Origin of the sequence: Bacillus cereus group sp. MYBK222-1 (assembly GCF_051916425.1) — a bacterium.
In the GTDB taxonomy this organism is placed as follows: Bacteria; Bacillota; Bacilli; order Bacillales; family Bacillaceae_G; genus Bacillus_A; species Bacillus_A paranthracis.
The window spans coordinates 900,860-925,972 of sequence record NZ_JBQAGP010000001.1 but is presented as its reverse complement, the minus strand read 5'-3'; the positions used below and the strand labels follow the sequence as shown (position 1 = coordinate 925,972).

The following is a 25,113-nucleotide window of genomic DNA, read 5'->3' as shown; positions in this document are numbered from 1 at the left end:
CGATATTGGAAACCTCTTCGTAAGTGAACATTTTGTGAACAAATTTAAAACGTTTTCATATATTTTCTTTGCTTTCAACTCAAATTCTCACTTTTACTTATAAAGGTTTTATATATTTCAATGTTGAATTACTAAATTGAAACATTACTACTAGGAGGAGAACCATGAATGAACAAGGATTTTTCGTATATCATATCGTAACAAGGAAAAAAATGAAGATCGGACAAAGCATTCAATTTAATAAAAATCAAACGAATACGCTATTCCACTTCTTTTTTGAAAGAAAACATTTAAATTCTAATGGTAAAGATTCTATACAAATTTTAAAAGAACATTATACAAATGAAGAATTACATATAAAGAATGAAAATGCTACAGTCGTTATGAATTACATGGATCAAACAATTAGAGCCATTAGAGAAACGATTGTGGAAATGGTTAGGCTGCAAGAATATCCTGATTATCCATCAAGATTGTCTTGTTTATATGCTGCTAAAAGCTATGAAGATGCTTTAAAATGGAAAGCATTATTTGATTCTTACAATCGAGAAGTTTTGCAGATTGTTAAACTACGAGTAATCGGAAGTTCTTTTGAAGGTGACGGGAATCTTTTACCGAAAGAAGATGCTATTCCTTTTTCTCAAAAAATGGAACAATCTAGAGAATATTGGAAAGGAAATGTGAATAACGAACTCCCTGAGCTACTCATTAATGGCGAAATTGAAGTAGTCGAAATTATTGATGACTTTTCCTCAATGCATGTTTAATTTCTAACTAAATCAAATAGGATGGAGATTACAATGATGAAAAAAGTGTACTTCAATCATGATGGTGGTGTAGATGATTTAATTTCACTATTTTTATTACTTCAGATGGATAATGTCAAACTTACAGGTGTTTCAGTTATCCCTGCTGATTGCTATTTGGAACCAGCAATATCTGCAAGTCGCAAAATTATTGATCGCTTCAGCAAAGAATATATTGAAGTAGCCGCATCAAATTCCCGTGCGAAAAATCCATTTCCAAAAGACTGGCGGATGCATGCATTTTATGTAGATGCTTTACCAATTTTAAATGAGGCTGGAAAAGTTATAACACCTGTAGCAGCAAAGTCTGCACATCATCACTTAATAGAAACGCTTCTACAAACGGAAGGAAAAACAACTTTATTATTTACGGGACCCCTAACTGACCTTGCTCGTGCATTATATGAAGCTCCCATAGTCGAAGATAAAATTGAACGTCTCGTTTGGATGGGTGGTACATTTCTTACCGCAGGCAATGTACATGAACCAGAGCATGACGGAACAGCTGAGTGGAATTCATTTTGGGACCCTGAAGCAGTGGCTCGTGTATGGGAATCAAAAATTGAAATCGACTTAGTGACACTAGAAAGTACAAACCAAGTTCCATTAACTATAGACATACGTGAACGTTGGGCAAAAGAACGAAATTATATTGGTGTAGACTTCCTTGGCCAATGCTATGCGATGGTTCCTCCCCTCGTTCACTTTTCAACGAACTCTACTTACTACTTGTGGGATGTACTAACAACTGCGCTTGTCGGAAACACTAACCTCGCAAAAACTCAAACGATTAATAGTATCGTTCATACATACGGACCAAGCCAGGGGCGTACAGTGGAATTTGATGGTGGGCGACCTGTAAATGTAGTATATGATGTAAACCACAATGGATTTTTCAACTATATAACTGAATTAGCAAGGAAGGCTTCTACTTGAACCACTATCTATACGAAAAACACATAGAATGACACCCCTCCAGACAATGATTCCCCATTTAGAATTTGGTTGAAACTACATATTTAAGTATTGAAAAGAGTATTGAATTAAATTTCAATACTCTTTTTGTGCAATTTAATTATATTGGATTCATGTCGTGTCTTATTGATTATTCATTTCATAACCATTTACAAAAAACGTTATTGTTTCTAATTCATCTTCATTTAATTCTCTATCTATGTCTCGTTTATACGCTTCCTTTATCTTCCCTTCATCGCCTTTATGTATTTCAGTATAAGTTCCTACTGTTTTTAACATACGAATCTCTTGTAAAAACTCCTCTCGATTTATCGCTTCCCCATGAGAGAGAATATATGTCTCAGCATCAAATTTTTCTAATTCATCTATTAATGCAAACGTTCTTTTCGTCGTATAGTTCCACTTCGAAGAAAAAATATCTGCATATATACAGTCTCCTAAAAACAATATCTTTTCTTCTTTTATGTACATAACAACTGAATCATGTGCATGATCTCCGCCCACATGTTTTAACACGCAGGTCACCTCACCAAGGTCTAATTCAATTTGATCCTGGAACGTTAAGGTTGGAAGAATAATTTTAATATTTCTCGCTTTTTCTTCAAACTCTTTTTTGATGCAATCCGCACAAAATGCAATTTCCGTACCCTCTTTTACGCGTGCGTCCAACGCTTCATCTGTCCATTCATAAGATACTATTGCCTGCATTTCTTTTTTCGTTTCAGCGTGTGAAATAGTTAATGCATTCTGTAATACAGATAATCCAAAAATATGATCCCAATGCCAATGCGTTAGTGCTACAAAATCAGGATTCGATACATTTTTTTCTTTTAACATTTCTAAAAATAATTGTGCATGTTCCTCTGAATTCCCTGCATCGATCATTAACGTTTTTTCTTTTCCAATGACCATTCCTAATATAGGTCTATCTGTTTCAGAAACTGGTGTCATATACCAAAATGAGTTTCCTATTTTTTTAATTTGTTGCATCATTTGTTCCTCCATTTACTATTACTCTCTTGAATTATTATCTGTAGAACCTTTATCAAGCACATAGGGTGAAATTATATTGCTTTCTTTAAAACGTAATAACTTTTTCTATCCATTTAAATATGCATCCCAATCGTAGTCTTCAATTTTATAGAATCTACCTTCATCATTTCTTTCATATGCACATAAAGGTGGTTCCTCAAGAAATTTTAAAATAGAATCATCTATATTCAAAATGACTCCAATTGAAATAATTTGAAAGTTTTTAGGATTATTGACATAGTCATCACTTTCATAACCACTCAGTATTGACCAACCAGAGTCACCTTTTTCTCTTGAATCCTCTTTAAGCATAAAGTTAAATTCTCTTTTTTCAAGTACATCATTACTAACAATTACCTTCGTATCAAAATAAAAATCCCAATCTTTTGAAGATGGATCGTCATATTCCGTATCACATATATTTTCAATCCCAAATGAAATTTTATCACCTATTTTTAAATCTAAGCGATATGGTTCATTGCTCAGTTCCCCTACAAACTTCTTCTCATTTCTTTCAATGATTTCAACCCACATTCTTTCACCATTAAATCCATCTTCTTCCTCATTTTTAGATACAAAAATTAGCTTTACCAAATCCCCAACCTTTAATTTCTCCAAAACTTCTGAGCTAGGAAGGTAGAATGTATAGGGCGCTTCTTTATTTAATTCATAAACATTATCTAAGTACCAAGTCATTTTTTCCTCTCCTTAAAGGCTTTTCACATTCATATTTTTAAAATAATACTATTTTTTCTTCCGGCAGACTACTACCATAGAATAGCAATCTTCTCCCAACTCATTGCCTTCCCAATCATTATATATATGTAATAATTCAAAACCATTCGCTACTAATAATCTTTCTAACTCCTGCGGGTACGTATAACGAAGATCTATCGTTGTTTTTATTTCCTCTACTAGAGTATCCCCCTCATAAAACCTTCTTGTTGTTATGTAGTGCTGTATTTGTTGAATTGAATCGTATGTCATTTCAGTATATAAATCACATTTTCTTCCCTTTTCATCATTAACAGTTGTCCAATATTCTTCTATAGATGGTTGTATTAATTCTTCTTTTGAAGGGAAACGTGTATCGAATATGAATATACCATTCTCAGCTAACACATGATGAATAGATGTTAATAATTGATTTTGATGAATATTTGTAAGGAAATGCTGGAATCCATGCCCCACCATAAATGCTAGCGAAATGGTATCTTCAATGTTCAATTGTAAGCAGTCTTGTTGTAACCATTTTACCTTCTTACAATCCGTAGTTTTTGTCTTTGCTTCAGCAAGCATGCCTTCATGTATATCTACACCAATCATTTGATATCCATTTTCTATAAATGGAATTGTAACCCTTCCTGTACCACAGGCAAGATCTAGAATCCATTCATTTTGTATATGTAGTTTTTGTGCCCATGATAGTAAAAACGGAAAATCTGATAAACTTTTATTTTCTATATCATATCGTTTTGGATTTTCGTATTCAGATAAACTCCATTTTGTTTGCAAAATTATTCCTCATTTCATATTTACACTTAAATTTAATATATAAATTATAACGAATTATTAGTTTTTTCTCTATAATCAAACACAATTACTTGGACTAATCTAACTTTCCTTTTCGTAAGCTAAAAATAAGGTGGAAGAATCGGAGTGTGATACGATGGAACGATTATGGATTCCTATGATAGTTACATTTTTTTCATTTGGTGGCTTATTATTAGGCGGTGCTGTTGGCATTGCTACGCGCCAGCTAATTGAAGAAAAAATGCATCGTTTATATGCATTATGTGGCGGAATTTTACTTGGACTCTTACTACTTGAAATTATTCCTGAAACATTTTCAAGTTATGAAATGATTGGACCTATACTTGGTATGGCTATCGGTATTTTAATTATGAGCTTATTAGATAACTATTGTCACCATCCAATGATACATACAAAAGATCAACAAGCATGGCAAACTTTCCTTTTTCTCTCTTTCGCTATATTTATTCATAATTTGCCGAGTGGATTTGCTTTAGGTACTGCTTTTATTAATCATGCTGACTCTGCCATACCTTTTTTAATAGCAATCGTCGTTCACCATATTCCTGAAGGCTTAGCATTAATTATCCCCTTTCTATTTACAAAACATAAATATATTTCCTTTTTATTAACAACTTTATTACTATCTCTTATTCTCGGTACCGGTACAGTTTTTGGCATTTTAATGGAAGGAAAAGCGCTTCATTTACAAGGACTCATTATGGGAAGTGCTATCGGTTCACTTGGCTATGTCACAATTCATGAAATGCTTTGGAAAGCAAAGAAGCAGCTCTCTTTCCTTTCATTTTTAACATGGGCATCTAGTGGATTTTTACTAATAACAGTATTTACACTATTCGCTGGTCATCATTAAAGATAATAATATTATCATTTGTATATTTTTCCTTTTTCTCCAAAACATAATAGTATCTACCTAATTATAAGGAGGAACAATTATGTTTGGAAAAACAGCCGGTGAAGCATTAGTTGATTTATTAATTGACTGGGGCGTAGAACACATATACGGTATGCCTGGAGATTCCATCAATTCTATCATTGAAGCTTTAAGAAAAAAACAAGATAAAATTAAATTCATTCAAGTTCGCCACGAAGAAGCTGGTGCATTAGCAGCGGCTGCCTATGCGAAATTAACAGGAAAACTTGGCGTTTGTATGGCAATTGCAGGACCTGGTGCTATTCATTTATTAAATGGTTTATATGATGCGAAACTCGATAAAGCCCCTGTTCTAGCAATTTCAGGTCAAGTAGAAACCGATTTACTCGGAACGGATTTTTTCCAAGAAGTAAATTTAGAAAGAATGTTTGATGATGTCGCGGTTTATAACCAGCGTATTATGTCAGCAGAGCAACTACCTGCCGTAGTGAATCAAGCAATTCGAATGGCTTATACGAAAAAAGGTGTATCCGTTCTTACAATTCCAGATGATGTCCCGAAATTCGAAGTAAAAAATGGTGCTCGTATTACAAATACTTCTTTTACTTTGCCTGAGTTGTTTCCACAAAAAGAAGATTTAGATGCAGCAAAACTCGCAATAAATGCAGCGACAAAACCTGTTATTTTAGCTGGTAAAGGAGCAAAACATGCGAGAGAATCTTTACTTGCATTTGCAGAACATATTGGTGCTCCAATCGTACTTACATTACCAGCTAAAGGCGTTATTCCGGATGAACACCCTCTTTGTATTGGTGGATTAGGATTAATCGGAACGAAACCTTCTTATGAAGCAATGAAGCATGCAGATACTTTAATTATGGTTGGTACTTCTTATCCGTTCACTGGTTTCTTACCTGAAAAAGCTAAGACAATTCATATCGATACAGATCCTGCCCAAATTGGGAAACGTTATGCGACAGATATTGGTTTAGCTGGTGATGCTGAAAAAACTTTACGATGGTTAATTGAAAATGTTGAAGAACACACAGACCATTCCTTCTTAGAACATTACCAAGACATGATGAAAAAGTGGGAAGAAAAATTACACGATCAAGAAGAAGACTCTTCCATTCCAATTAAACCACAACGCGTTATGCATGCTCTGCAGCAAGTAGCACATGATGACGCAATTCTATCAGTCGATGTCGGAAATGTAACAGTATGGACAGCAAGGCACTTCCGTATGACAAATCAACAATTTATCATTTCTAGCTGGCTCGCAACTCTTGGCTGCGGTTTACCTGGTGCTCTTGCTGGAAAAATTGCATTCCCGGATAAACAAGTATTTGCAGTTTGTGGTGACGGTGGTTTTGGAATGACAATGAACGACTTCGTAACAGCTGTTAAATATAAACTACCAATTGTTGTCGTCGTATTAAACAATAATAAAATTGCGATGATTAAATTCGAGCAAGAAGTCATGGGTAATATCGAATTCGAAACAGACTTAACGAACCCTGATTTTGCAAAATATGCAGAGGCGTGTGGAGGTATCGGATACCGCGTTGAACATATAGATGAATTACTCCCAGCTTTTGAAAACGCAGTAAAACAAAACAAACCATGTATTATCGATGTAGTTGTAGATGCTAACGAAGCACCAATGCCAGCAAAAATCACATTTGGTCAAGCTGCTGGTTATACGAAGCATATGATAAAAGAATTATTTGAAGAAGGTAAGATTGATTTACCACCACTATAAACAGAAAAAGATAGCTGAAAACAAGTTGCTTTCAGCTATCTTTTTATTTTTGTATCTCTCTATAAAAAGAAAAGTCATTCGTAGTTGGTTGTACTTGTTTCTCTGCTTGCACTTCTCTACCTTTCCGCTCTGGCCTTCTCGTATTTCCTAACTTAATCGCATCTTGCATACTATTACTAACTAGATTTCCTGCGAGAATTGTCATACTATAAAAAGCAATCGGTATAAGTACAATCCATGTATGTGTAGTTAAATGGCGGAAGTTTTGACCAATTAGGCCAGTCCATTCTTTTGTTACACTATCTGGATCCATTCCACTGAAGGTTATTGTTCCGCCAAAAAATAATTGTAACAAACCAAGATGTAAAAGAAGTAATAACGTACTTACAAATTGTTGAGCTACTAATAAAAGAAATGGCGGTAACATATGAGGCCATATATGGCGCTTCAACCTATGCCACTTACTACCGCCGAGCACAGTGGCTGCCAACATAAATTCTTCCTTCTTAATACGTTTTACTTCTTGCGCTACATACAACATTACTGTTGGTACAGCAAGACATACAAGAACTATAATTTGAAATGACACCCGCAAATATAACGGCACAACTTCTGCTCCACTATCAAACGTTAATACTTCATTTAACATAAAATAAGAAATCATAACCATCGGTACAATACTAAAAGGATCAAAAAAGGATGAAATAACTGGAAAAGAACGTTTACCATACATACCAAGAAGTAAACCAATTCCCCCTCCAACTATAACTCGTAAAATCGCTATAATTATACTCGCTCCAACTGTCCATTTTGCACCTTCTATTATTAATTGAACAAGGTCACGACCTTTCACATCACTTCCAAACCAAAATTTACTTGATGGCGAAAATGGTGCTGCCTCTAGTTCCCCTTTTTCGTTATACATCATCGTAAGTTCACGAATAGTCCCATCAAAAAACAACGTATATCCAATACTAACAATCATTAGTACACTCAAAAAAGTAATACCTATCCAAAATCTCACATCTCTTTTTACAACTTGCCACATGTTACACACGCTCCTTTATAACATTTTGTAAGAACGTATGTAATAAACGAAACAGTATAAAAAGCGGTACGTATAATATTACTAGACTCACTGTAAATATTTCTAATTTCGAATTTTCTTTTACAAAAACAAACATACCGTACGTATTAAATATCCATTCAATAATATATAAATTTGATAACATAAATAAAATATTTGTTTTTGCATAATAGATCGTTGTTAACAAAACATTTCTTGAAATATGATGTGTTAAAATATGTCTTAAACTAAGCCCTTTACTTTTAGCAAATAAACTATAATCTTTCTCTAATTCTTCTTTAAACCGTAATAACAACAGTTTAATAAACAATAATGTTGTTGGTATTGTAAGACATATAATTGGTAACAAACGTATCCTTTCTTCCCCTAATCCAGCCAGTTTGATCGGCATAAATCCTGTTTTTTGAAACATAATTACGACAAGAAGTTGCGATAATAAAATAAGTAATATATCTGGTATACTCTCAAGCGTAAGAAAAATCCCGTTCCACATTTTCTGTTTCATATGAGAACGCTGTAATACCCAAATGACAAGTATATACGCTATAAGCAAAGAGAGTAAAAAAGCTGAAAGAAATACAATCATCGTTTCAATATAATGAATCCATATTTGCGGAAATAATTTTCTTGAGTCTCGAAAACCATATGTTATTTCACCTGGTTGTAGTAACTTCCCTCCAAGAAATACAATCGTATTCCAAAAACCGATTAAATCAATTTGTAATCCCTTAAATAAACGTGGTAGCGCTCCTAGGCAGATTATACATAAAATTGCAGCTACTAGTTGTAAACAAGTAATCCCACACCACTTAACCATTCGCATCAACATAACAATTTCCCCTTACCATACGATAGAATATTCAGAAATAAAAAACTAAATATATCACATCTCTTTAGCTACTGTATGTACTTGCTTTTGCCCACTTGGTAAAATAGCTTGATATAAACATGTAACAAACAATAATAAACCAAATAAAATAATATACAATGTATCTGCAAGAATCCATTTTGGGAATAACATCGCTATCGCACCCAGAGATAAAAGCTGGAATCCTGTCGTTAATGGACTAAGCAAGCTTTGTACACGCCCCATGAATGACTCTTCTACAATTTCATACATCCAGCCCGATATTGCAACATTAATAAACGGTAAAAAGAAAGTCGCAAAAGCGATACATACATAAAAAGACCATACGTGATTTACAAAGTAACACATACCGAAGAAGATCCCTGAACCTGCCATACCAAATACAATAATAGGTTTAGGAGCATATTTCTTACCTATACTCGTTGCTACTATACTTCCAATTAATAATGAAATCCCTCCAACTACACCGCCCACCATTGCTAAACTTTCATACGTTTCTGGTGCCAATTTGTATTTTAATATGTAAGTAGTAGATACGCTTAAAATACCATTTAATAAACCAAACACGATAAATCCTAAAAGTAATTTTTTTAAAGTTTCATTTTGGTATATATACTTGATCCCTTCTTTAAACTCTGTTATTAACATCTTCAAATTAACTTCTTTCCATTTTGTTCTCCCATTTGGTAAACGAACTTTTTCTGGAATGGAGATCGTTTGAATCAAAATACCACTCATAATAAAAGTGAGCGTATTTACTAAAATGCTCCCGTAAATTTCAAAAGTCCAGTACACCATCGTTGCAATTCCTACACCAAACAAAGCATACAAACTATTTACCATTTGATTCATACCCGCTGCTGCACCGTATTGGTCTGATTCAACCACTCCCTGTATCATCGACTGTTCTGATGGAGAGAAAAATTGTATACATGCATTTTCCAAAAACAAAAATATAAAGACAAGTATAATCATCCCGTAATAAAGCGAAATTAGGATTCCAATATTACAGAGCGAACAACATATATTACTTATCGTACAAATACGTTGTCTATCAAAACGATCCACTACTGTCCCTACTAATAGAAAAAAGATTAATGCAGGTAACGCAATCATAATTTGCGTCATTGTTGCGTAAACTGGTTGTTTTCCGTATTGATCTAACAAGTAAAACATTAAAGAAATTCCAGCAATCATAGAACCGAGTCGTTCTAAAATATTCGCTAGAAAAAATCGTGCATACACTTTGTTGCGAAATAACTGTAGCATTTCTTTCATATTTCGTATCCTTTCTCTCGACAAAATAGTATTATTTTAGTCATTTCTCGGAAGTTATATTATATTTTTCGACCATTATCCAATCTTTTCCTTCTGTATAGAGAACATTATGAAAAAAGCCCTTGTTTTCAAACAAGGACTCTTTTCATAAACTATTTAGCTACTTCTTCTTTCGGCATTACCATACCTTTATAAAGTTGAACAGTTATCCAGTAATAGATGAAATAAATGACTAAGAAAATCCCAATTGGCACCCACACTTTTACAAACGGGTCAACTAATATGAAGCTAAATAAGTTAAGCCCTACTAACACGTGAGAAATACCAATGATTGCTGGGAAGATAAATAAATATGAAATTTCTTTATATATACTTTTCGTTAACATACTACGTCTCACACCGATTTTTCGTAACATTTCATAACGGCGTACATCACGAGAAGCACCTGTTAATATTTTGAACATAAGGGAACTTGCCATCATTGCTAAAAAGGCAATTCCGAGGAAAAATCCCATAAACATTGTTCCGCTCATGAAACTGTTCATAAATTGATAAATTGTCATTTTCGTAAATAAGTCTACTTTTGCACCTGTTGTTTTTTCAATTTGTTCTTTTTGTCTCTTATCTATTTCGATCAACAACGGTTTATACTTTTTCATATCATCTACTTTTGCTAATGTTACAGTGTGTTCTGTTCCTTGAATTCCTTTATAATGTGCTTCATCTGCAATTCTTACAGGTTTTCCGTTAAATTGATTATGTGTAATTTGTATTTCTCTTACAATTGCATCTTCCCAATCTCTTGGCATACGAGGGAATTTTGCTAATTCAGGAGCCTCTAAAGCAGAATATACAGGTTCAGTTAAAGGTTCAGTCACACGTTTACGAACAGGCTCTTTTAAAGTTTTTGTATCAAAGTGGTCTGAAACAAGTGGCGGTTTCGCAGTTAAATCGTTACGTAAATAATAAACCGCTTCTCCATCTACTTTATACTTGTACTTGCTTTCTTCCACAATTTCCATTTCTTTTAATGCAGCTGTATCTTGTTCATTCGGATCATGAATTACGACATCATACACACGTGAGAAGTCTGTCATAATACCTACATTTTTTTGGAACGCCATACCTGCTGTCATCGCACCTGCTCCTAATGCAATTAACATTGCTACAGTACCTAATACTCTCGATAAACTATTTACTCGAAAGCGTAGCTGTGCATATGTAAAACTATTTAAGCCCGTTTCATTTCGCTTTTTATTCCCTTTAATTTTCATCACAAAAAATGGGAGCAATGAACTAAAGATAAAATATGTTCCAAGCGTTGTAACGATTGTCGCTATTATAAAACCAAATTCAGCATATATTTTTACGTTAATCATAAAATAGTACCCTGTACTTACTAGTAATACACCAAGTACAGTCATTATAATAATGCGAGTTTTACTTTTCTTCACTTCATCTAGTGTTTCATCTTCACGTATTAATTCTAATTCTGTTTTACGTAATAAACGGATGCTATTCATTAAACCAGTAATAAAAAATAATATTAAGAAGAATATAGCTGTAACTATGATTGCTGGTGTATATACAGATGAATAACTACCCTTTGCTGAAATTTCCATACCATTCATTAAAAAATTTCCTGCTACACTTGCAAGTAACATCCCTACTAAAATCCCGATAATAATACTAACAATACCCATACCGAATGTTTCAATAAATAATAATTGTGCTACTTTTTTCTTTTTCGCTCCGAGCATCATGTACATACCGAGTTCTTTTCTTCTTAATGTGAGTAAGAAAGAATTGGCATATATAATATAAAATACTGTAATGAAAGATAATAGTATTGCACCTACCCAGAATACGAGTCTTATACTACTAATAAGACTATTATCTTTCGTAAATTCACTATTCATCGCCATCGTTTGGAACATGTAAAAAATACTAATACTAATAACGAGACCGATAAGTAAAACCATATAATCTTTTAACATTTTTTTCATACTATGACGTGATAATTTGAATAACATAGTCTCTCCCCCCTACTTAGACTCAGCAGCTGAGCCCATATGAGCGAGCACACCTAAAATGTCTTGATAGAAACTTTCTCGCGTTCCTTGACGCTTTAATTCTTTATATAAAAGACCATCTTGAATAAATAAAATACGTTCACAATAACTGGCACTAAATGCATCGTGTGTCACCATCAAAATACTTACATTGTGATTTTCATGTAAATCTTGCATCGCTTCTAATAAGCTTTTTGCATTTTTACTATCAAGCGCTCCTGTCGGTTCATCTGCTAATACGATTGCTGGATTATGTACTAAAGCTCGTGCTGCCGCTGTTCTTTGCTTTTGTCCACCAGAAACAGCAGTTGGATATTTTGTTAAAATTTCAGTAATTCCTAATTTCTTCGCCACCTCATTTACCTTTCCAGTAATCTCACTTGAAGGTACACCTTGCAGAGAAAGTGGTAAAGCAATATTTTCATAAATTGATAAGTTTTCTAGTAAGTTAAAATCTTGAAAGATGAACCCTAATTTTTGAGATCGAAAATCTGATAATGCATTCCCCTTCATAGAAGTAATATTTGTACCAGCTATTGTCACACTGCCACCTGTCGCTTGATCCAATGTACTAATCACATTCAGTAAAGTCGTCTTTCCAGATCCAGAAGGACCCATAATCCCTACAAATTCCCCTTCTTTAATACTTAATGACACACCCCTTAATGCTTTTGACTGATTCTCATTTCTTTTCCCATACGTTTTTTCTACACTTTCTACAGTAACTACATTTGTTGACATCTCTTTCACTCCATCCCTTTTGTATAAATTTAATTTCTCACACATTTCTTATCTTTTTCTCATGTAAATTCTTAAGAATTTTTTAATTCTTCAAACTAAAAAGGTTATACAGATAACATGAACCTATTTCCTACTTCATATTCTCATCTTTCTACAACTCGTTCCTTCGATTTCGCTTACATTTACCTTACATTTTTGTAAGGTAAAAAAGAAAACACACCATTATGAATTGGTGTGTTTTCTCTTTAAACTCTATTTCCGATTATTTATTTCCTCTTTCATACTTTCCACAAATCCATTTAGTTCAACAACTTCTGATTTTTCTTCCCCATATTTACGTACATTTACAGCTCCGTTTTCCATTTCCTTATCCCCAATAACAAGTACATAAGGAATTTTTTGCATTTGTGCTTCTCTAATTTTATATCCTAATTTTTCATCTCGTACATCTTGTTCGACACGAACACCAGCTTGTGCTAATTTATCCGCAACCTCATCTGCGTATTGTACATGGACTGCATTCGAAACTGGAATGACCTTCACTTGAACTGGCGCTACCCATGCCGGGAATGCGCCTCCAAAGTGCTCAATTAATATCGCTAAGAAACGATCTAAAGATCCTAATACTGCCCTGTGAATGACAACTGGTCTTTTCTTTTCATTCTTCTCATCTATATAATTTAAGTCAAACTTTTCGGGCATTTGGAAATCTAGCTGGATTGTTCCGCACTGATGACTTCTATTTAAAGCATCTTTAATATGGAAGTCAATTTTCGGTCCGTAAAATGCACCGTCACCTTCATTTAGTCTATATTTACAATTCAATGAATGTAATACATTTGCTAACGCCGCTTCTGCTTGTTCCCACAACTTATCATCACCCATTGAATCTTCTGGACGAGTAGAAAGTTCTACTTCATATTCAAATCCAAAAGTTTTATATACATAATCGATTTGCGCCATTACAGATTTGATTTCATCTTCAATTTGTTCTGGAGTTACAAATAAATGTGCATCATCTTGGCAGAAAGTACGTACTCTTAATAATCCGTTTAACGCCCCACTAAATTCATGGCGATGTACTTGACCAAACTCACACATACGAATCGGTAATTCGCGATAAGAATGCAATTTATTTTTGAACATTAACATATGACCTGGGCAGTTCATTGGTTTTAATGCAAAACTTTTATTATCCACTTCTGAGAAATACATATTATCTTTATAATGTCCCCAGTGCCCTGATCTTTCCCATACTTCTTGGTTCATCATGAATGGAGTGCGTACTTCTTGATAATTATATTCTTTTTGAATTTCTCTTAAAAAAGCTTCTAATTCATTACGAATAATTTGACCTTTCGGTAAATAAAACGGCATTCCCGGAGCCTCTTCAGAAAACATAAATAACTCAAGCTCACTCCCTAATTTACGATGATTTCTTTTTGCTGCTTCTTCAACGAAATGTAAATACTCTTCTAATTCTTTCTGGGAAGAGAATGCAACACCATATATGCGCTGAAGCACTTGATTGTTACTATCTCCTCGCCAATATGCACCGGAAACGTGAGTTAATTGAAAGGCTTTCAAATAACCTGTAGATGGTAAATGTGGTCCTCTACATAAATCTACAAATTCACCTTGCTTATATAGTGTTACACTTTCCTCACTAGGAATTGCTTCTAAAAGTTCTAATTTCAAGCGATCGTTCATTTCTTGAAACAGTTTAGCTGCTTCTTCTCGAGAAACCTCAACTCGTTCTATCTTTATATTTTCATTTATGATCTTTTTCATTTCTTTTTCAATTTCCCGTAAATCTTCTACGTTTACACTACTTGGAAGGTCCATATCATAATAAAATCCATTTTCAATAACCGGTCCTACACCAAGGTTTACATTACCATAAATTCTTTTTATAGCTTGTGCTAAAATATGTGCCGCAGAGTGCCTTGCAATTTCTACACCTTCATTTGAATCTAAAGTAATGATTTCTACTTCCGCATTTCCCTCAATATTACGGCGCAAATCATATAACCCATCATTTACTTTCCCCGCGACTGCTTTCTTTTTTAAACTATTGCTAATGGATCCCGCAATTTCTTCTAAAGTAATTCCTTTTACAAATTCTTTCACACTACCATCTGGAAATTTAATTTCAATCATTTGTTCTTTCATTTTTCATCTCTCCATTTCATAATAAAAAGCACACTCATCCCTAAAATAGGGACGAGCGTGCTTATACCCGTGGTTCCACCCAGATTCCCATCATAAAAAACATAATGGCTTCATTTACGGTAACGTCGTTTACACGGCACTAGATACTTCATTTCCCCAGTGCAGCTCTAAGGTGGTAAGTTATTTTTCTGCGTTAGGAAGTTCTCAGCTTTCCTTCCTTCTCTGTATAACCGGGGAAAATAACTCGTGTCCTTTTCTTCGCTTATTATGAAATTGAATGCAAAAAAGCATATTCATCCCTAAAATAGGGACGAATATGCTTATATCCGTGGTTCCACCCAGATTCCCATCACAAAAAACATAATGGCTTCTTTTGCGATAACGTCGCTTACACGGCACTAGATACTTCGTTTCCCTAGTGCAGCTCTAAGGTGGTAAGTTATTTTTCTGCGTTAGGAAGTTCTCAGCTTTCCTTCCTTCTCTGTATAACCGGGGAAAATAACTCGTGTCCTTTTCTTTGCTTTTATAATTACATCCATTAATTGTTATTTACTATATCTTATTCATTTTATTTTTGCAAGTGTTAAAAATAAATTTTTATTTAATAAAAAAAGAAACCAAAAATAAATTTTTGGTTTCTCCTTCTCAATTTTACCACTCTTGTGGTTCGTAATTTAAGTCTGCAAATAGACGGCGTTTCTCTTTCTTCGTTAAATCTCTCCACTGTCCAACTGGTAAATTATTTAATTCAATATTCATAATTCTCGTACGTTTTAACGTATATACTTGATACCCTAAAGCTTCACACATACGACGAATTTGGCGATTTAGTCCTTGTGTTAAAATAATTTTGAACTCATATTTTGATAACTGTGTGATCTCACAAGGAAGTGTTTTCGTTCCTAAAATTTTCACACCAGCTGCCATTTTTTCTAAGAAATCAGGTGTAATTGGCTTATCTACTGAAACGATATATTCTTTCTCATGTTTGTTTTCAGCACGTAAAATTTCATTAACGATATCACCATCATTCGTTAACAAAATTAAACCGTCTGAGTCTTTATCAAGACGTCCAATGTGACTAATTCGTAATGGATGATTCACTAGATCGATAATATTACCTTTTACTGATTTTTCACTTGTACATGTAATACCTACTGGTTTATTTAAAGCGATATATACGTGATCTCGAGCAATGCGAAGTTGCTCTCCATTTACGCGTACATCATCACCTGGATTCACTTGGTCACCAATTTTTGCAACCTTACCGTTAATAATTACTCTTCTCTCATTAATTAATTTATCTGCTCCGCGTCGAGACGCTTTTCCAGCTTCACTAATAAATTTATTGATACGCAAATTAGGCACATCCTTTTCTAAAAAAATTTCAAGCTCACACTGCTTCTACCGTACAATACAAAAGGGTAAGCCTCCTATTATAACTTAAATATATTAACATGAAAGGGTATATAACGTCTTCTATTAATTTCTTGTTTATAAGAAATTATCTTTATTATACATTCATTTATGCACTTTTTCTGTGCTTAATATACAAGCCATTCTTCCTTACATATAGCTTGTTTACCTCTTATATCTTCTATATCTTCATGAATATTAGCTAGTTTATACAACTCAGGGAAAATCTCTTCTACATAATTTTGATGCGCCATTCCATCTTTCCAATAAGTTAACACGATGTAACGATTTTCATTTTTTAAAGACTTCCCAACTACCCCACCTAGCATCCCTTTTATATTTTTCATTCCTTTATTCCAAATTGTTTCTTGTTTATGTAAAAATTGCTTTTCTTTTTCTTCCTTTACATCACATACAGCTACCCTTACGAAGGATCCTTCTGTAACAACGTCTTTCAAAGGCACTTCTGCTATATCATACAACGTTTGAAATAGTTCAATTTCACATGAAAGAAACGTATCTTCTTGATTACTATTTATATAAATTGTATCGTGAGCACCATTCATAAACGTTTGATATGCACTTCTATCTTCCCATAAAGTAAATACGCATGCCTCATCTTCATGCCATCCACCAAATTGTCCATGAAAACCATCTAGATGCTGTATATCACGCCATTGTTCTTGTGCTTTTGAAAACAATTCCTTTTTCTCTTCTTCCACCTTACAGTAGATTGTTTTTAGTAGCATTTTTAATTCCCCCTTATCTTATATTCCATTTCCCATTTGCAATATTTTCTACATTTCCACCTACACTAACATTCATTTCACTTTCTCCCCCTTTTTTGTTTACATAATATTTTTATGTTATTCTAGTTATCTATATTATTCAAAAAATCAGCCGCTCTTTCTATTAGCCATTCACCAAATGTACTTAAAAATAATAAAATTTCATTTATATCATTTATCGGCTCAATTACATATTGTAATGCCTTTCTCATATTTTTTTCTTGTTCAGGAAAATGCTTACTAAATAATTCATATGCAGGATATAAGTCTCTGGAATAAAGCCCTTCTCTCTCAATTGTCAATGCCAGACCTGACCTGATTATTATCTTCATAATCCAACGACAACAATCTTCTATATCTTCCACGCCTTTATTATGTATTAACTCTTTGCGTGCTTGTCCAATTTGTTTCCCCAGTTGAATAAGGTGTTCATGGGCTAACTCCTGACTTACTTTATATTTAGGTAAAGACGATGTTACATCTTCACCAAATATACATACTCCATGTGTCTGTATCATAAAGCTTATAAAAGAAAAACTCTTTGAATTTATCACTTCTTTTTCACTGTAAAAACTCAATTCCACTCCTGTTATACAATTAAACTTTTGCAAACTTTGAACTTCTAGTTTCTTTCGCCAACTTAAGTCTATTAATTTGGGATCCTTTCGTACTACTATAATTACATCTATATCTGCAATTCCTTCAATTCCAATCCCCCTTGGAATTGAGCCTCTGATATAAACACTGTGTAAATCATCCTGTAACAATTCACAACAAGTATTTTTTATTTCTTGTATTACCTCCATAAATATAGGTTGAACTTTTTCAGTATGTGCATCATTTATAATATATCCCTCATCATCAGTAAAACAAAAGCGCCCTATTTTCTTTATAGTTGGCAAATAATCAACTCACTTCCATACAAAAAATTATTTTATTCCATACGTATATTATAATTCTAATAATTCAGAATTAAAAACAAAAAAATAGGATGTAAACACTCTTATAAGGGCGTTTACATCCTTTCACTTTTATCATCATTTATTTTTCAAATTATAACGCATATCTTTCCATATGCTGTCTATATAACTTCCACCCAGCCACTTCTTTCTTAAAAACTTCCATCGCTAAAACTGATGCTACTTTTTTATCTTGCAAATAAAAATCTACAATTGCAGATAAAATCAGTTCATTCTCTGTTCTTAAAATATGTGTTAGATCTTTATATTTCCAATAAGGTTTTTGTCCTTCATAACTTTTTAATGTTTCAATATTATCTTCTTTATATGTAGCGCCTCGGTATACTTCATAGTCTCTATCACTGTAATACCCAAAGTAACCTATAAAATCATCTGATACCCAACTATTTATTTTCTCAATGTTACCAGCATTTAAATCTTTACGATATTCCTCAACCGCACGTATTGCTTCTTTCTCCATTGAATATATCTCCTTTTATTTTCCTATACGATTTTTATTCTCTTTTATAAAACAAAACACCTTCTTATTTATAGATTGAACCTCTTTTTAAAAATACAAATAACCATAAACAACTTAGGGAAACCTCATTGTTTATGGGGCATTCCATTTACTTTTCAAATAAATAATACGTAAGTTCTCCCGGATAATGTAATACTGTTACTTTCCGCTCACCTTTTTTAAAACTAACAGTATGCCCGTTTTCTCCTAAGTTCTCCCATCCATTTGCCTTTGTAATAGGCATTACACTTATATATTGATAGTCCTCTTCATTATCATCGTTAATATGAATTGCTGACATTGGTACTGGAAAACCTTTAATTTTAGATTCTTTATTCATAAATATGAATGCAATTAAACCAACTAATAACATAGCCATTGAAATACTTGAAACTAGTTTTCTTCTATTCATTTTCACTAAAAACCCTCTTTTCTCGTATATAACTTTCATTATTTTACCAACTTTAATTATTTATGTATATAAAATAAATAATTTATATACTTTCCAACTTAATTTTCTCTACTTTAAACAACATCATTGTTATATATTATAATTATAAGTTTTTAAATTTTGGAGGCGTTACATATTGCAGAAATTACTTTTTACTAAATTGTCAGTTATTATTTCTATTTTCATCATTTTCGGTACGATTTTCTACGTTACTAATGTGAAAAATAACAATGAAAAAGCAACTGTAGAAACAGTGGATACAAAAATTTTCAAAACTAAATTACAACCTAAAATCGATGAATTGACTACTAATTATAATGACATCATCGAAAAAGATTGGTTGCCTGCCTGGGAAGAGATTAATACGACTGGAGATTCAGTAGATCGAAATAAACTATTAGTTACAATGAATGCTGTTTCCAAACAATATGAAAACATTATGAATGAAATAGACACTTTGAAAATTAAAGAAAATATATCGGAAGTACAAATACAAGAACAACTAGTTTATTTCACAACTGAGTTTAAAGCTGCTTCTAAATTTATGAAAAACGCGGCAGATTTAATTATAGACGGAGCCACTAACTCTACTCCAAACAGTGCAACAATTGAAAATACGAAACATGCTTTAGGGCTTGCAGATCAACATATTGTCATCGCTTTATCTACTTTAACTGAAGTTGAAGAGAAATTAGGACTTTCGAAAAAATAGAATTCTTTACTATTTTAAAATAAAAAATGATTGCATTTCATTAATTGTATATCTATAATGTTTTTATTGATTCTATACACATTCAATTCGTATAGGTTATTAATTTTATAATTCGGATGAACCATTCAGGAGAAGGTCTATTGATCTACCGACGGGGCAAAAAGTTGTTAACCGACTTTGAAACTCTCAGGTCTTGTTTACAAGTAGAACTGCATGGGGACGAATCTCTGGAGAGACTCCCTCCCGCTTTAAATAGCGCGGAGGAAAACGAGCACCGAAGGAGCAAATCCGCTACTATAGCGGATAATCTCTCAGGTAAAAGGACAGAGACAAGCGAAAGAAAATGCCGATTTGTATCGGTTTATTTTTCTATCCCTTGTTTCTCCAGAGACCATTTCATTTACTTGAAGTGGTTTTTATTTTTTCTAAAAAAGGAGAATAAAGATGGAGACAGTAAGTAAAGTATTAGAACAAATCAATCACTATGTGTGGGGATTACCAACGTTGTTGTTACTCGTTGGTACTGGTATTATTCTCACAGTGCGTTTAAAAGGTTTACAGTTTAGTAAACTATTATACGCTCACAAACTAGCTTTTAAAAAATCAGAAGATACATCTTCCTCTGGAGATATTAGCCACTTCCAAGCACTTATGACAGCTATGGCGGCAACGATTGGTATGGGAAATATAGCTGGTGTTGCAACTGCTGTGACGATTGGTGGACCTGGTGCCATCTTTTGGATGTGGATTACTGCTTTGTTTGGTATGGCAACAAAATATGCCGAAGCAATTCTTGCGGTGAAATACCGTGTTAGTAATGAAAATGGTGAATATTCAGGTGGACCAATGTACTATTTAGAACGTGGTTTAGGTAAGAAGTGGCTTGCAGTTTTATTTGCTATATTCGGTACAACTGCTTCTTTCGGTATCGGGAATATGGTGCAATCTAATTCAGTTGCAGAGGCAATGCGAATTAATTTCTCTTTCCCTCCTGCTTTAACTGGTATAGTAATGTCATTTTTAATCGCTATCGTTATTTTAGGCGGTGTAAAAAAAATTGGGAAAGTAACAGGATATGTTGTTCCTATTAAAGCTTTCTTTTATATCATTGCTGGTCTTATCATTATTTTCTATCACTACGATCAAATTCCTGAAGCATTTTCACTTATTTTTTCTGGTGCGTTTAATGGTACTGCAGCTGCTGGTGGTTTTATCGGTGCAACAGTTGCATCAGCTATTCAAATTGGAATGGCGCGCGGCGTATTTGCGAACGAAGCTGGTTTAGGGAGTGCCCCTATTGCCGCGGCGGCTGCAAAAACTGATTCCCCTGCAAAGCAAGCTTTAGTTTCAATGACTGGTACTTTTCTAGATACGTTTATTGTATGTACAATTACAGGGCTAGTATTAATTACTACAGGTGCATGGAAGTCTGGTAAAACTGGGGTTGAAGCTACAACACTTGCGTTTCAATCTGTATTCGGTACTGCTGGTAGTATGATTCTTGGTATCGCAATTATTTTATTCGCCTACTCTACTATTTTAGGCTGGTCGTATTACGGTGAGAAATGCGTGGCTTATTTATTTGGAGAAAGTGCTGTTAAATATTATAAAGCAATCTTTATTGTCATGATTGCTATTGGTGCGAATTTAAAATTAGGCATCGTATGGACATTTGCGGATATTGCAAATGGACTTATGGCGATTCCAAACTTAATTGGTCTTATTGGGTTAAGTGGTATTGTTGTTGCTGAAACGAATCGCTTTTTACAAGCAGAGAAATTGAAAAAAAGTCATAAAAGACAGGCAAGTTAATCACTAAAAAAGAATGGCTTATTATAGATAAGCCATTCTTTTTTCAACTATTTCAATTCCTTCTGCACCATATGTAAATACAGTACAAAATCCATCATTGTCGACGAATGACCAAGTTGACGAATCATCGCTGTTATATTTCCTCTATGATATGTACCATGATTTACGACATGTTGTACTAACTCTAAAATTGAAGTTTCTAATTTTCCTACATATGGATTCTCGATAACAAATACAGCATTCACATCTTGTATTGTACTTAAAAAGTCTTTATATTGATCTGCCATGTTTTCAAACATTTTTTCTAATTCATGTAACGATTTGTTTTCCACTTGTTTTCGTAAATCTTCTCGGCCTTGTATTGTTTCATTCATACTTTTACCATGCAATATGTGTAACCACACTTGATCTGTAATATAAATATGGGCAAACGTATCCTTGATTGATGGAAATACACTCTGCATCTGTTCAGTAAAAATCGTCTCATAGTTTGGTAATTCTTTTAGTCGATTGAATAATCGTAGATTAGCCCAAGCATGGTAATCCACTTGTTTTAACATGTACTCTTTCAATCGAAATCGCCTCCTTATTGTATGAAACGAATAGTTTGTTTCTTTATTTCTGATTCTCTATCAGCTTTTGCAATTCCTTTTTCTTCAATTTCTTGTTTATTTATAGTTTTATATTTTACATACGTATGAAATTCCGTTTGAAATGGAAACGGTGTAATCCGAATTGTTTCCTTGTCCACCCATTCAGCTTGTATAGGTTTCTCCTCCTTACTATTAAACATTTCTGTTCCTTCAAAACCATCTTTAAACAAATCAATTTCCTCTTCCTTTTCTACACCCGGTTTATTCATACAGACATATAAAGAAAGTTCATCGCAAAACTTTAATAATCTATAATGTTTATCGAACATCGCAAATTGTTCTTTTGTTAGGGTCGTCAATATTCTTTTTTGTCGTTCCAATTCCCCTGTATAAAATGACATCATCTCTTCATCTTCCTCATTTAATGGAAATGATAAAAAATGCTTACTACAAAGTAATGCTCCGTATGGATTGGAATCTTCAATTTCATTCAAACCAATCGTATAAAAGACAAAACGTAATGAACTTGGACAATCCATAAATGTATATGGAATATTTTTAGCATCATTTAAAATTGGTACTTTATCAAGTTCTATCCATCCTCTATCATGCTCATATATTGCATCAATTGTCTCTTTTAAATATGTGTCATCTTCAAAAAAATCTTCTTTTATATGCTTTGCAATCTCTCCAGCTAAAAAACCATGATCATGTTGACGAATTAATGTACTTTCTTTCTCATCCTTTTCACGAAAAATCATCCGTATACTCCCCCTCATCCTCATATTATAGCGTTTTCTATGCATCATTTCTTAATTAATCCCTAATTATTAGCAGGGATTCAGTTTCCTGCAACGAAATTAACATAACTATATAGCATTCTTTCTAACAATATAAATAGCTTTATCTTTACTATCTATTATACTAAATCATTCATTCCAAAAAATTTTTTTATGAGGTGAAAACATGAACAAAACAGAATTAATTAAAAATGTCGCACAATCAGCTGATATTTCTCAAAAGGATGCTTCTGCAGCTGTACAATCTGTATTTGACACAATTGCTACTGCATTACAGTCTGGCGATAAAGTTCAATTAATCGGCTTTGGAACTTTTGAAGTGCGTGAAAGATCTGCTCGTACAGGACGTAATCCACAAACCGGCGAAGAAATTCAAATCGCTGCTGGTAAAGTTCCTGCATTTAAAGCAGGTAAAGAGTTAAAAGAAGCTGTGAAATAAACAAGAAACCAGCCATTTTATAGGCTGGTTTCTTGTTTTAATTTAGTAATTGCTTTATATTTTCTGCATGATACACCTCGCAAATATAAAATATGCATCTGCAGTTACTTACAATTTGATATTTTCTTGTTGGATACACATGCGCCGAAACAGAGCATCCATCAAATAATTCAATAATATTCCCAGAAGGCTGATATCCTTCATATAATACGTTCCTTCTTACTTCCATCTTTTCTATAAGTTTTTCAACTGGAATGTTTCCACTCTCTAGCTCCCTCTTTATTGTATTTGGTAAAAACGAGGTATCCGCAAAAATGAGATTTTCAGATAATACTTTCCCTTTATAACTAATATTGGATACACGGTAAAGAAATGTTCCGTTTTTATCAAAGAAACTCTTTGCTTCTTTCGGGATATACTGTCTATCCAGCACCTCTTGTTCTAGAACATCAAACTGAACTGTATCATTCAATAACTTTTCTAAAGCATGAATAGATGATGTATCTCCAGAAAATAAAATATTTTTAATTGCTTGTACATTATAAGTGGATTCATTTGTTCTATTTTCCGCTACTAGCATGAGGAACACCTCTTCTATAAAATATTTTATTAAACTTATTTATAATTTAAAAGCGCTACTGCATCCAGCTGTATGATTTCGGTGACTTCTTTACTACATATTGCAATTGAAGCTATATAATCTATACTTGGCCTTAAATCTCTCATCACTGTATTTTCTACTAACTCTTGTCTATCCTGAAAAACTAACAAGTTTGGAGGATCATTTGGAGCTGATATAGTAATATCCACTGGTGGAATCATTAGACCTTCACCTGTCGCTTTGAGCACAGCTTCCTTTCTAGTCCAATATGTTAAAAAACCTTCTATTTTTTGTTCATTTGGCAACTTCATAACTTGCGCTATTTCAATGTCGGTTAATACGCCTTCTACCATTTTCATAACATCAACATCTGGATTCATTTGTTCAACATCAACGCCTACAGGTGCAGACTTTGTAAATGCAACTACAACCCACTCACCCGAATGTGAAACCGATAACTGCGGCATCCCCTCTGGTAATTGTGGTCTACCATGTTGTAACTTACATACTGGGCACAGCCTATCAATTGGCACTTGAACTGGTGACATAGAAAGTATTTTACCTAGAACTAATCTACTAATTACACAACCGATTATAAAACGAGCACGATCTGCCGAATGATGATATGAATTTGCTTTCTTTCGTTCAACATCATTTAGTAAATTGTAATGCCATGATTGTAAATCCGAAATTCTTCCCCACCATATTTGACAATCATTCTCATTCAAAATCGGTATAGAATCTACAACTTTACTTTCTATCATGTAAACTCTCTCCTTCTAAATACCAATATCATTTTAT

The 25,113-nt window shown here is 33.5% G+C and carries 25 protein-coding genes, 1 riboswitch and 2 other annotated features; of the genes, 7 read left to right on the top strand and 18 right to left on the bottom strand.

Annotation, left to right across the window (positions count from 1 at the left end; all coding sequences use genetic code 11):
- Positions 1-164: 164 nt before the first annotated feature.
- Positions 165-767, top strand: a complete 603-nt coding sequence (locus ACTFR9_RS04635) for a DUF2441 domain-containing protein (RefSeq protein ID WP_229136349.1) — start codon at positions 165-167, stop codon at positions 765-767.
- A gap of 33 nt (positions 768-800) precedes the next feature.
- Positions 801-1,742 (top strand): nucleoside hydrolase, encoded by a 942-nt coding sequence (locus tag ACTFR9_RS04630; RefSeq protein WP_163072907.1) that lies wholly within the window; start codon positions 801-803, stop codon positions 1,740-1,742.
- 162 nt (positions 1,743-1,904) lie between these two features.
- Here the strand turns inward: ACTFR9_RS04630 and ACTFR9_RS04625 are convergent, their stop codons facing one another.
- The 3 genes from ACTFR9_RS04625 to ACTFR9_RS04615 all read right to left on the bottom strand — a co-directional run bounded on the left by ACTFR9_RS04625 (position 1,905) and on the right by ACTFR9_RS04615 (position 4,328).
- Positions 1,905-2,771, bottom strand: a complete 867-nt coding sequence (locus tag ACTFR9_RS04625) for an MBL fold metallo-hydrolase (RefSeq protein WP_001184077.1) — start codon at positions 2,769-2,771, stop codon at positions 1,905-1,907.
- Positions 2,772-2,879: 108 nt separating this feature from the next.
- Positions 2,880-3,509: an immunity protein Imm33 domain-containing protein gene (locus tag ACTFR9_RS04620; RefSeq protein WP_000220342.1), complete on the bottom strand. Its 630-nt coding sequence runs from the start codon at positions 3,507-3,509 to the stop codon at positions 2,880-2,882.
- Between the two features lie 48 nt (positions 3,510-3,557).
- Positions 3,558-4,328 (bottom strand): class I SAM-dependent methyltransferase, encoded by a 771-nt coding sequence (locus tag ACTFR9_RS04615; protein ID WP_001193760.1) that lies wholly within the window; start codon positions 4,326-4,328, stop codon positions 3,558-3,560.
- A 154-nt stretch (positions 4,329-4,482) separates the two neighbouring features.
- On the opposite strand from ACTFR9_RS04615, the gene ACTFR9_RS04610 reads away from it, so the two are divergent.
- Positions 4,483-5,220: a ZIP family metal transporter gene (locus ACTFR9_RS04610; RefSeq protein ID WP_000440593.1), complete on the top strand. Its 738-nt coding sequence runs from the start codon at positions 4,483-4,485 to the stop codon at positions 5,218-5,220.
- Between the two features lie 82 nt (positions 5,221-5,302).
- Positions 5,303-7,003 (top strand): pyruvate oxidase, encoded by a 1,701-nt coding sequence (locus ACTFR9_RS04605; RefSeq protein ID WP_000467231.1) that lies wholly within the window; start codon positions 5,303-5,305, stop codon positions 7,001-7,003.
- Positions 7,004-7,046: 43 nt separating this feature from the next.
- Here ACTFR9_RS04605 and ACTFR9_RS04600 read toward each other — a convergent pair whose 3' ends face one another.
- The 11 genes from ACTFR9_RS04600 to ACTFR9_RS04550 form a co-directional block, all read right to left on the bottom strand.
- A complete protein-coding gene (locus tag ACTFR9_RS04600) occupies positions 7,047-8,051 on the bottom strand; it encodes an ABC transporter permease subunit (RefSeq protein WP_098947345.1) in 1,005 nt (334 codons plus the stop codon).
- A gap of 1 nt (position 8,052) precedes the next feature.
- Positions 8,053-8,919 (bottom strand): ABC transporter permease subunit, encoded by an 867-nt coding sequence (locus ACTFR9_RS04595; protein ID WP_000929037.1) that lies wholly within the window; start codon positions 8,917-8,919, stop codon positions 8,053-8,055.
- A 54-nt stretch (positions 8,920-8,973) separates the two neighbouring features.
- On the bottom strand, positions 8,974-10,245 hold the full coding sequence (locus ACTFR9_RS04590) for an MFS transporter (RefSeq protein ID WP_411266970.1): 1,272 nt from the start codon (positions 10,243-10,245) through the stop codon (positions 8,974-8,976).
- A gap of 143 nt (positions 10,246-10,388) precedes the next feature.
- Entirely contained in the window at positions 10,389-12,269 is a 1,881-nt protein-coding gene (locus ACTFR9_RS04585) for an FtsX-like permease family protein (protein ID WP_000897874.1), read from the bottom strand.
- 12 nt (positions 12,270-12,281) lie between these two features.
- Positions 12,282-13,049, bottom strand: coding sequence for an ABC transporter ATP-binding protein (locus ACTFR9_RS04580; protein ID WP_000106430.1), 768 nt, complete (start codon positions 13,047-13,049; stop codon positions 12,282-12,284).
- 252 nt (positions 13,050-13,301) lie between these two features.
- On the bottom strand, positions 13,302-15,221 hold the full coding sequence (gene thrS / locus ACTFR9_RS04575; protein WP_000663051.1) for a threonine--tRNA ligase: 1,920 nt from the start codon (positions 15,219-15,221) through the stop codon (positions 13,302-13,304).
- A 44-nt stretch (positions 15,222-15,265) separates the two neighbouring features.
- Positions 15,266-15,489, bottom strand: a binding site (T-box leader).
- Between the two features lie 35 nt (positions 15,490-15,524).
- Positions 15,525-15,748 (bottom strand) — a binding site (T-box leader).
- 124 nt (positions 15,749-15,872) lie between these two features.
- Positions 15,873-16,580 carry a 23S rRNA pseudouridine(2604) synthase RluF gene (gene rluF / locus ACTFR9_RS04570; RefSeq protein ID WP_001222168.1) on the bottom strand — a complete coding sequence of 236 codons (708 nt, stop codon included), beginning with the start codon at positions 16,578-16,580 and terminating at the stop codon, positions 15,873-15,875.
- A 185-nt stretch (positions 16,581-16,765) separates the two neighbouring features.
- Positions 16,766-17,386 (bottom strand): YdbC family protein, encoded by a 621-nt coding sequence (locus tag ACTFR9_RS04565; protein ID WP_229136352.1) that lies wholly within the window; start codon positions 17,384-17,386, stop codon positions 16,766-16,768.
- 122 nt (positions 17,387-17,508) lie between these two features.
- The gene (locus ACTFR9_RS04560) at positions 17,509-18,327 is read right to left on the bottom strand and encodes a hypothetical protein (protein WP_061130753.1); all 819 of its coding nucleotides are present in this window, start codon (positions 18,325-18,327) and stop codon (positions 17,509-17,511) included.
- Between the two features lie 151 nt (positions 18,328-18,478).
- Complete coding sequence (locus ACTFR9_RS04555; protein WP_076856786.1) at positions 18,479-18,865, bottom strand: DUF4440 domain-containing protein; 387 nt, start codon at positions 18,863-18,865, stop codon at positions 18,479-18,481.
- A 148-nt stretch (positions 18,866-19,013) separates the two neighbouring features.
- Entirely contained in the window at positions 19,014-19,358 is a 345-nt protein-coding gene (locus tag ACTFR9_RS04550) for a hypothetical protein (RefSeq protein WP_140158722.1), read from the bottom strand.
- Positions 19,359-19,491: 133 nt separating this feature from the next.
- Between ACTFR9_RS04550 and ACTFR9_RS04545 the strand changes: the two genes are divergently transcribed.
- Both ACTFR9_RS04545 and ACTFR9_RS04540 read left to right on the top strand, forming a co-directional pair.
- A complete protein-coding gene (locus tag ACTFR9_RS04545; protein ID WP_001170861.1) occupies positions 19,492-20,067 on the top strand; it encodes a hypothetical protein in 576 nt (191 codons plus the stop codon).
- A 217-nt stretch (positions 20,068-20,284) separates the two neighbouring features.
- Positions 20,285-20,404, top strand: a riboswitch (glycine riboswitch).
- A gap of 107 nt (positions 20,405-20,511) precedes the next feature.
- A complete protein-coding gene (locus tag ACTFR9_RS04540) occupies positions 20,512-21,879 on the top strand; it encodes an alanine/glycine:cation symporter family protein (protein ID WP_076856534.1) in 1,368 nt (455 codons plus the stop codon).
- Positions 21,880-21,926: 47 nt separating this feature from the next.
- Here the strand turns inward: ACTFR9_RS04540 and ACTFR9_RS04535 are convergent, their stop codons facing one another.
- A complete protein-coding gene (locus ACTFR9_RS04535; protein ID WP_229136353.1) occupies positions 21,927-22,451 on the bottom strand; it encodes a DinB family protein in 525 nt (174 codons plus the stop codon).
- A 14-nt stretch (positions 22,452-22,465) separates the two neighbouring features.
- Positions 22,466-23,233, bottom strand: a complete 768-nt coding sequence (locus ACTFR9_RS04530; protein WP_000577275.1) for a DUF3891 family protein — start codon at positions 23,231-23,233, stop codon at positions 22,466-22,468.
- A 205-nt stretch (positions 23,234-23,438) separates the two neighbouring features.
- On the opposite strand from ACTFR9_RS04530, the gene ACTFR9_RS04525 reads away from it, so the two are divergent.
- Positions 23,439-23,711: an HU family DNA-binding protein gene (locus tag ACTFR9_RS04525; protein ID WP_001043907.1), complete on the top strand. Its 273-nt coding sequence runs from the start codon at positions 23,439-23,441 to the stop codon at positions 23,709-23,711.
- Positions 23,712-23,748: 37 nt separating this feature from the next.
- Here the strand turns inward: ACTFR9_RS04525 and ACTFR9_RS04520 are convergent, their stop codons facing one another.
- Both ACTFR9_RS04520 and sfp read right to left on the bottom strand, forming a co-directional pair.
- The gene (locus ACTFR9_RS04520) at positions 23,749-24,291 is read right to left on the bottom strand and encodes a hypothetical protein (RefSeq protein ID WP_000959145.1); all 543 of its coding nucleotides are present in this window, start codon (positions 24,289-24,291) and stop codon (positions 23,749-23,751) included.
- Between the two features lie 35 nt (positions 24,292-24,326).
- Positions 24,327-25,076, bottom strand: coding sequence for a 4'-phosphopantetheinyl transferase Sfp (gene sfp, locus ACTFR9_RS04515; RefSeq protein ID WP_229136354.1), 750 nt, complete (start codon positions 25,074-25,076; stop codon positions 24,327-24,329).
- Between the last annotated feature and the right edge of the window lie 37 nt (positions 25,077-25,113).

What these genes read in the sequence shown, in the direction of transcription:
- thrS (WP_000663051.1), bottom strand. Translation starts at nt 15,221, where the DNA reads ATGAAAGAACAAATGATTGAAATTAAATTTCCAGATGGTAGTGTGAAA.
- ACTFR9_RS04630 (WP_163072907.1), top strand. Translation starts at nt 801, where the DNA reads ATGATGAAAAAAGTGTACTTCAATCATGATGGTGGTGTAGATGATTTA.
- ACTFR9_RS04525 (WP_001043907.1), top strand. Translation starts at nt 23,439, where the DNA reads ATGAACAAAACAGAATTAATTAAAAATGTCGCACAATCAGCTGATATT.
- ACTFR9_RS04635 (WP_229136349.1), top strand. Translation starts at nt 165, where the DNA reads ATGAATGAACAAGGATTTTTCGTATATCATATCGTAACAAGGAAAAAA.
- ACTFR9_RS04605 (WP_000467231.1), top strand. Translation starts at nt 5,303, where the DNA reads ATGTTTGGAAAAACAGCCGGTGAAGCATTAGTTGATTTATTAATTGAC.
- ACTFR9_RS04610 (WP_000440593.1), top strand. Translation starts at nt 4,483, where the DNA reads ATGGAACGATTATGGATTCCTATGATAGTTACATTTTTTTCATTTGGT.
- ACTFR9_RS04595 (WP_000929037.1), bottom strand. Translation starts at nt 8,919, where the DNA reads ATGTTGATGCGAATGGTTAAGTGGTGTGGGATTACTTGTTTACAACTA.
- ACTFR9_RS04620 (WP_000220342.1), bottom strand. Translation starts at nt 3,509, where the DNA reads ATGACTTGGTACTTAGATAATGTTTATGAATTAAATAAAGAAGCGCCC.
- ACTFR9_RS04585 (WP_000897874.1), bottom strand. Translation starts at nt 12,269, where the DNA reads ATGTTATTCAAATTATCACGTCATAGTATGAAAAAAATGTTAAAAGAT.
- ACTFR9_RS04555 (WP_076856786.1), bottom strand. Translation starts at nt 18,865, where the DNA reads ATGGAGAAAGAAGCAATACGTGCGGTTGAGGAATATCGTAAAGATTTA.
- ACTFR9_RS04580 (WP_000106430.1), bottom strand. Translation starts at nt 13,049, where the DNA reads ATGTCAACAAATGTAGTTACTGTAGAAAGTGTAGAAAAAACGTATGGG.
- ACTFR9_RS04600 (WP_098947345.1), bottom strand. Translation starts at nt 8,051, where the DNA reads ATGTGGCAAGTTGTAAAAAGAGATGTGAGATTTTGGATAGGTATTACT.
- ACTFR9_RS04520 (WP_000959145.1), bottom strand. Translation starts at nt 24,291, where the DNA reads ATGCTAGTAGCGGAAAATAGAACAAATGAATCCACTTATAATGTACAA.
- ACTFR9_RS04540 (WP_076856534.1), top strand. Translation starts at nt 20,512, where the DNA reads ATGGAGACAGTAAGTAAAGTATTAGAACAAATCAATCACTATGTGTGG.
- ACTFR9_RS04530 (WP_000577275.1), bottom strand. Translation starts at nt 23,233, where the DNA reads ATGATTTTTCGTGAAAAGGATGAGAAAGAAAGTACATTAATTCGTCAA.
- ACTFR9_RS04625 (WP_001184077.1), bottom strand. Translation starts at nt 2,771, where the DNA reads ATGCAACAAATTAAAAAAATAGGAAACTCATTTTGGTATATGACACCA.
- sfp (WP_229136354.1), bottom strand. Translation starts at nt 25,076, where the DNA reads ATGATAGAAAGTAAAGTTGTAGATTCTATACCGATTTTGAATGAGAAT.
- ACTFR9_RS04565 (WP_229136352.1), bottom strand. Translation starts at nt 17,386, where the DNA reads ATGCTACTAAAAACAATCTACTGTAAGGTGGAAGAAGAGAAAAAGGAA.